Genomic DNA, 6537 nt, shown 5'->3' with positions numbered 1-6537 from the left:
AGCGCTAAAAAGGAGAAAAATATCGACCCATCGTGACCGCAGGCATTAGAATTTGACCGCGTAACGCCATCTCATGCGCAGCGGTCACGTTCGCCGGAATGAGCGGTCACGTTCGCCGGAATACGCAATAGACAATGGCATGATTGCGCACATGGTCATCATCGTTGCCGCACACCGCATTAAACACCATGCGCCCAAACAGTTCGATACGGTCTTCAACGGGTACACCTGCTAACCGCAGTTCTTCGGCTAAACGCGGATAGCTCCAGCGGTCCGTCTGGAGGAGCCCCGGATATTCGGCTTGCAGCAAAGACGCGGCGCTCACGCACATGTGGCGCTGCCGGCCGGTTCGGTCAAACCGTAGAACCCGTACCGCATTCCTGCGACCTGTGGCAGGGTGAAAGACAGTTTTAGCAAAACTTAATCCACTCGCCGCGCCCCACTGCTGACCCACGTGCTCAAGCAGAGGAATATTGGCAACGTCTGTTGCAATCTCCGGCTTAACCAGCCAAAACTGACCGTTGTCGCCTTCCACCGTGGCTTTCGGCCGCGCACCACCCACGCTGGCCGTCTGGACCAACCTTGCACGAATTTTTGCGCGTATCGTAGGACGGCGCTCCGCGAGTGCCGCCAATTCTTCAATAACCTCACTGAGTTGAGGCAGACCAGGGTTGTTCGCTTTCGCGTCAGGCGGCTTGACGCTTGCACCTACGGCAAGCGCACCCCAGCGGTCAAGGTTGCTGGCTTTGAGCAAGTATTGCAGCGGCGGAGCATCTTCCGGCAGATTATGTTCTCGGCGCAGTAAACCCTGTCCCCATGCATCCGGGCATGCATCTCGTAAGACGTCATGCAGGCCTTGATACCGTGGCGCCGTGACATCAGTTCCCGGCAAAAACGGTAAGTTTCGCGGGTCAATGGCCCAGGCAAGCCCTGCATCAATATAAGAGGGGGCATACTTGAAAAAATCTTCTCCGGGTTTGCCTGCCTTGTACCGGCCAACTGTGACCCACTCGCCGCTATCTGGCCGCTGCAGATAGATGTATATCGGTTTAAAAATACTCAGCATCGTCAGCTCCCTTTTCCTGCAGGCTCAACTTGACGCGCTGACCGTAGTCACCTTGCCAAAGCTCGGTAGGCAGTGCTGGTGCCGCCTGGTCGACGATGCCTAGCGCAAGAAGCGCTGTCAAATATGCTCCTGCATTTGCACCTGGGTCCCCTTTTTCCAGCCGTAGCAGTGTCGTCCGGGAGATACCCAGTCGGGCAGACAAATCAGCGACAGTGATACGCTGACGTAGGCGCTGCGTGTTGATACACTTACCCCATGCAGTGAGGCGGTCCTGCACCAGTATTGGCCAAGCTTCAGCCTTGGAGAGCTTCTTTGGCATAATTTACTCTGTTCATAGATAGGTTCTTATAGCACATAACGCTTTATCTATGAATACTTCCGCATACGGGATGGTGTCATAGTTGCGACTTTATGTCGTATAGCGACGTATCTATGATGCGTGTCAGCAGAGTTGCCGGCCTTGGGAAGCTGGCAACCGAATCCACACGAAAATCCGGATACCCCATCAACAGACCGGCATAATCGATAAGAGTCAATGCGCGTCAGGGAGCGTTGAGGATGGAGCGAAGGACTGCACGGGGAGATACTGGGCCACTCCACGTATGCTATCTCGATTTCGACGGAGTTACCCATGTGCATGCGGTCTACTGGAGTCCAAATCGGGGTATCCACGTCACCACGCCCGGGCATACTTTATTTGAGTGGGCGCCCATTCTAGAGCAGCTGCTAAAACCGTACCCGGACGTGAAACTTGTCCTGGCTACGTCTTGGGTGCGAGCGCGTGGATTTGAATTCGCCAAGGCTCAGCTTCTCCCGGCGCTTCAGGCTAGGGTGATGGGAGCGACCTTCGATAACCGAATCGTCCAAAAGCTCGACTACGACCTCATGCCCTGCGGGCTGCAGGGCTGCAGGGCTGCAGCGACGTCGAGCGTCGGAAGCCGGCACAGTGGTTTGCGATTGATAACGATGACCAGGGCTGGCCAGCGGCGGGTCGCAACAAGCTAGTCAAGACAAGTGACAATCTCGGGCTGAGCGACCCTGCGGCGCAAGAAGCAGTCCGCAAGATGTTGGTTTCGTTTTGACGCCGAGCCAATTTCGTTGGCGACACGCACGCTGGTTATTACCCGAGCGGTGACCATGCAAAAGAAACCTACCGCAGAGCCTGCCCATAGTGACCTCCGTCGTGCCCAGTGACCTGATGGATGAGGACGTAGGGACTGACCGCAGGTTCGAAGCGATACTTCGCGAAGCTCTTAACCGGCCGCCGGCGCCGACCGTGACGGAGAAATCTATGTGCGAGGGCGCCGCCCTTATGGCCGAGTTTCGTAGGGGTTCCGCCGATGCGCCAGCGCGGCGAATCGAAAGGAAGGAGCTCATCACCGGAACGCACTTATGGGGCGCTCAGGAGGCAACCGCCGCTGGATAACGTCGGCGGTCAGAGGCACCGTGGCGGAGGAAAGTTTTCATCGCCTGCCAGTTTATGCTTCTCAAACTGCCAGCTTGTGGGTCCAGCTACAGGCGTCTACACGTCGATATTGCCGGCCCTCAGCGCATTCGACTCGATGAAATGCCTGCGCGGCTCGACTTCGTCGCCCATCAGCGTGGTAAAAATCTGGTCGGCGGCAATTGCGTCCTCGATCTGCACTTTGAGCAAACGGCGCACGGTCGGGTCCATCGTGGTTTCCCACAGTTGCGACGGGTTCATCTCGCCCAGACCTTTGTAGCGCTGCTTCGACACGGTGCGCTCGGCTTCGTCGCGCAGCCAGCCCATGGCGTGGTGGAAGTCGTCGACCGCCGACTCTTTTATACGCTCGCCTTCGCCGCGGCGAATGAAGGCGCCGTCGCCGATCAGGCCCTTGAAGGTTGCCGCCGCCGCTGCCAGCACGCTGTAGTCGGCGCCTTGGACGAAGTCGGCGTCGATCGAGCTGACTTTGACGTTGCCGTGATGCATGCGCTCGATGCGCAGCAGGTGCTTTTCGCTCAGTTCATCCGAACGCACCGACACCTTAACGGCCGGGTCGTCGATGGTCGCCTCGAGCGCCCTGCTTGATACTTCGGCGCTGTCGGTGTTAGAAAGGTCGAGTGTGACGCCGGTCATGATGGCGGTCAGCGCGGCGCGGTCGATCACGCGCGTCAAGCGCATCATGATGGCGTTGGCCAGGTTGTACTGGCGTACCAGCTCGGCCAGTGCGTCGCCGCTGATCGCTTCGGCGCCTTCGCGCGGGACCAGCGCGGCGCTGTTGAGCGCCACCGTCATCATGTAGCTCGCTTCTTCGACGTCGTCTTTCAAGTAGCGCTCGTCGCGGCCTGTCTTGACCTTGTACAGCGGCGGCTGGGCGATGTAGATGTGGCCGCGCTCGACCAGTTGCGGCATCTGGCGGTAGAACAGCGTCAGCAGCAAGGTGCGGATGTGGGCGCCGTCGACGTCGGCGTCGGTCATGATGATGATGCGGTGGTAGCGCAGCTTGTCGACGTTGAATTCGTCCGGCCCGATCGAGGTGCCGAGGGTGGCGATCAGGGTCGTGATCTGCTCGGACGACAGCATTTTTTCGAAGCGCGCCTTTTCGACGTTCAGCACCTTGCCGCGCAGCGGCAAAATGGCCTGGAACTTGCGGTCGCGTCCTTGCTTGGCCGAGCCACCCGCGGAGTCGCCCTCGACGATGTACAGTTCGCACAGCGCCGGGTCTTTTTCCTGGCAGTCGGCCAGCTTGGCCGACAGACCCAGGCCGTCCATGATGCCCTTGCGGCGGGTCAGGTCGCGCGCCTTGCGGGCCGCTTCCCGTGCGCGCGCCGCTTCGACGATTTTGCCGCAGATGATCTTGGCGTCGTTCGGCTTTTCGGCCAGGTAGTCGGTCAGCGTCTTGGCGACGATCTCTTCGACCGGGCCGCGCACTTCCGACGACACCAGCTTGTCCTTGGTCTGCGACGAAAATTTCGGCTCCGGCACTTTGACCGACAGCACGCACGTCAAACCTTCGCGCATGTCGTCGCCGCTGATCTCGACCTTGGCCTTTTTGGCGAAGTCGTGTTCGTCGATGTACTTGTTGATCACCCGCGTCATCGCCGCGCGCAGGCCGGTCAGGTGGGTGCCGCCGTCGCGCTGCGGGATGTTGTTGGTAAAGCACAGCACCTGCTCGTTGTAGGCGTCGTTCCACTGCATCGAGACGTCGACGCTGATGTTGGTGTTCTGGTCCGACATGCGCTCACCGGTCGCCTGGAAAATGGTCGGGTGCAGCACCGTCTTGGCCTTGTTGATGTACTCGACGAAGCCGCGGGTGCCGCCTTCGAAGGCGAACAATTCCTCTTTGCCGGTGCGCTGGTCGCTCAGCTTGATCTTGACGCCGTTGTTGAGGAACGACAGCTCGCGGATCCGCTTGGCCAGGATCTCGTAGTGAAATTCGACGTGCGTGAAAATCTGTTCGTCGGCCCAGAAGTGGACGTCGGTGCCGCGCTTGTCGGTGTCGCCGATCACCTTGATGGGCGAGCATTCGACGCCGTTGATGATCTCTATCTGGCGGTCCTGCGGCACGCCGCGCACGAACTCCATGTAGTGCACTTTGCCGTCGCGGCGGATGGTCAGCTTGAGCAGTTTCGACAGGCCGTTGACGCATGAGACGCCGACGCCGTGCAGGCCGCCCGACACCTTGTACGAGTTCTGGTCGAACTTGCCGCCGGCGTGCAGTTCAGTCATGACAATTTCGGCTGCACTGCGCTTTGGCTCGTGCTTGTCGTCGAACTTGAGGCCGGTCGGCACGCCGCGGCCGTTGTCGGTGACGGAAATCGAGTTATCGGAGTGGATCGTGACGTGGATTTCGGTGCAGTGACCGGCCAGCGATTCGTCGATCGAGTTGTCCAGCACCTCGAACACCAGGTGGTGCAGGCCGGTGCCGTCGGACGTGTCGCCGATGTACATGCCGGGCCGCTTGCGCACCGCTTCCAGGCCTTCCAGGATCTGGATGGAGGACGCGCCGTACTCTTCGACCGTGGAGGGGATTGCTGGTGGTGTGTTCTCGGACATGGACTGCTTTCTCAAAAAACGATACTGAATCTGTTTCGATGACGCGGATGCTGCTTGCTACTTGCGTCGTCCTCGCGAAGCGGGGACCCATGACACGCCCGCTGCTGCGGCGAAAATGGCAACGAGTTCACGCCATATATGGATCTCCGCTTTCGCGAAGTTGAAGGTGCTTAGAGTGGCAATACTTTTAGCTGCTAACTTACCCTTGGATCCTTGCCCTTAGATCCGCATCGGCATGACGACATACTTAAAATCGGCGTTGTCCGGAATCGAAATCAGCGCCGACGAATTGGAGTCGCCCAGCGCGATGTTGACCTGGTCGCATTTCAAATTATTCAGCACGTCGAGCAGGTACGTCACGTTGAAGCCGATGTCGACCGAATCGCCGCCGTAGTCGATCTCGAGTTCTTCGACCGCTTCTTCCTGGTCGGCGTTGGTCGAGCTGATTTTCATGCTGCCGGGCGTGATGATGCAGCGCACGCCCTTGAATTTGTCGCTCGTCATGATCGCGGCGCGCTGCAGCGAACGCAGCAGCTCGTCACGGCCGATCGTAAAATCGTTTTTGTACCCCTTCGGGATCACGCGCGTGTAGTCGGGGAACTTGCCTTCGACCAGCTTCGACACCAGCTCGATGTCGGCGAACGTCAGCTTGACCTGGCTGGCGGCGATGTCGAGCTGGACGGTTTCGTCGCTTTCCTCGAGCAGGCGCTGCAGTTCGATGATGGTCTTGCGCGGGATGATCACTTCCTGGCGCGTGAATTCCTGCTCCGTTTCGACCTGGCAGAACGCCAGCCGGTGGCCATCGGTGGCCACGGCGATGACGTTGCGCCCGTCGAGCACCAGCAGCAGGCCGTTCAGGTAGTAGCGGATGTCCTGCTGCGCCATCGAAAAATGCACCATCTGGAACAGGTGCTTGAGCGTCTTTTGCGGCAGCGTGACGGTGGCATTGAACGTTTCCGCCACCGAGACGGTCGGGAATTCTTCGGCCGCCAGCGTCTGCAGGGCGAAGCGCGACTTCCCGGTCTGCACGGTCAGGCGCTTGTTTGCCAGCGTCATGGTGACGTCGCCCGATTCCGGCAGCGCGCGCAGGATGTCGAGCAGCTTGCGCGCGGCCACGGTCGTACCGGCGACGTCGGCGCTTGACCCGATCCGGGCGTGCGTGGTGATCTGCACTTCCGTGTCGGTCGACAGGAACGAGACGTTTTCGCCGTCTTTGCGGATGAGGATATTGGCCAGAATCGGCATAGTGTGCCGACGCTCGACAATACCGCTCACGATCTGCAGAGGCCGGAGAAGGGTATCTCGGGTGGTTTTGACCAATTGCATGGTAATCCTCGGTAGGGTTAATCGTAAAAGCTGGGTACTGGTTGTTATTGCTTTTAGTTATTTCTGGTGATCGGCCGCTTGTTGCTTGACTACCTCTATTTTGCCAGAAATTGAGGATGCAAAATAC

5 protein-coding genes are annotated in these 6537 nt (G+C 59.1%); 1 reads left to right on the top strand and 4 read right to left on the bottom strand.

Features of this window, described 5'->3' with window-relative positions; genetic code table 11:
* Nucleotides 1-106: 106 nt before the first annotated feature.
* Entirely contained in the window at nt 107-1066 is a 960-nt protein-coding gene (locus CR103_RS19880; protein ID WP_229443680.1) for a type II toxin-antitoxin system HipA family toxin, read from the bottom strand.
* A complete protein-coding gene (locus CR103_RS22255; RefSeq protein WP_143752681.1) occupies nt 1050-1385 on the bottom strand; it encodes a helix-turn-helix domain-containing protein in 336 nt (111 codons plus the stop codon). The genes CR103_RS19880 and CR103_RS22255 overlap by 17 nt, the downstream gene beginning before the upstream one ends.
* Before the next feature lie 239 nt (nt 1386-1624).
* Between CR103_RS22255 and CR103_RS24215 the strand changes: the two genes are divergently transcribed.
* Complete coding sequence (locus CR103_RS24215; protein ID WP_370659471.1) at nt 1625-2071, top strand: HAD domain-containing protein; 447 nt, start codon at nt 1625-1627, stop codon at nt 2069-2071.
* Nucleotides 2072-2588: 517 nt separating this feature from the next.
* On the opposite strand, the gene gyrB is transcribed toward CR103_RS24215, so the two are convergent.
* Together gyrB and dnaN are read right to left on the bottom strand one after the other, a co-directional pair.
* Nucleotides 2589-5084: a DNA topoisomerase (ATP-hydrolyzing) subunit B gene (gene gyrB, locus CR103_RS19865; protein ID WP_099917654.1), complete on the bottom strand. Its 2496-nt coding sequence runs from the start codon at nt 5082-5084 to the stop codon at nt 2589-2591.
* A 219-nt stretch (nt 5085-5303) separates the two neighbouring features.
* On the bottom strand, nt 5304-6410 hold the full coding sequence (gene dnaN, locus CR103_RS19860; RefSeq protein ID WP_099917653.1) for a DNA polymerase III subunit beta: 1107 nt from the start codon (nt 6408-6410) through the stop codon (nt 5304-5306).
* Nucleotides 6411-6537: the final 127 nt, after the last annotated feature.

Source organism: Massilia psychrophila (assembly GCF_002760665.1).
Classification (GTDB): domain Bacteria; phylum Pseudomonadota; class Gammaproteobacteria; order Burkholderiales; family Burkholderiaceae_D; genus JAFCUW01.
Note: the sequence above shows the minus strand (reverse complement) of the source record. Positions and strands in the feature narration are given on the sequence as shown.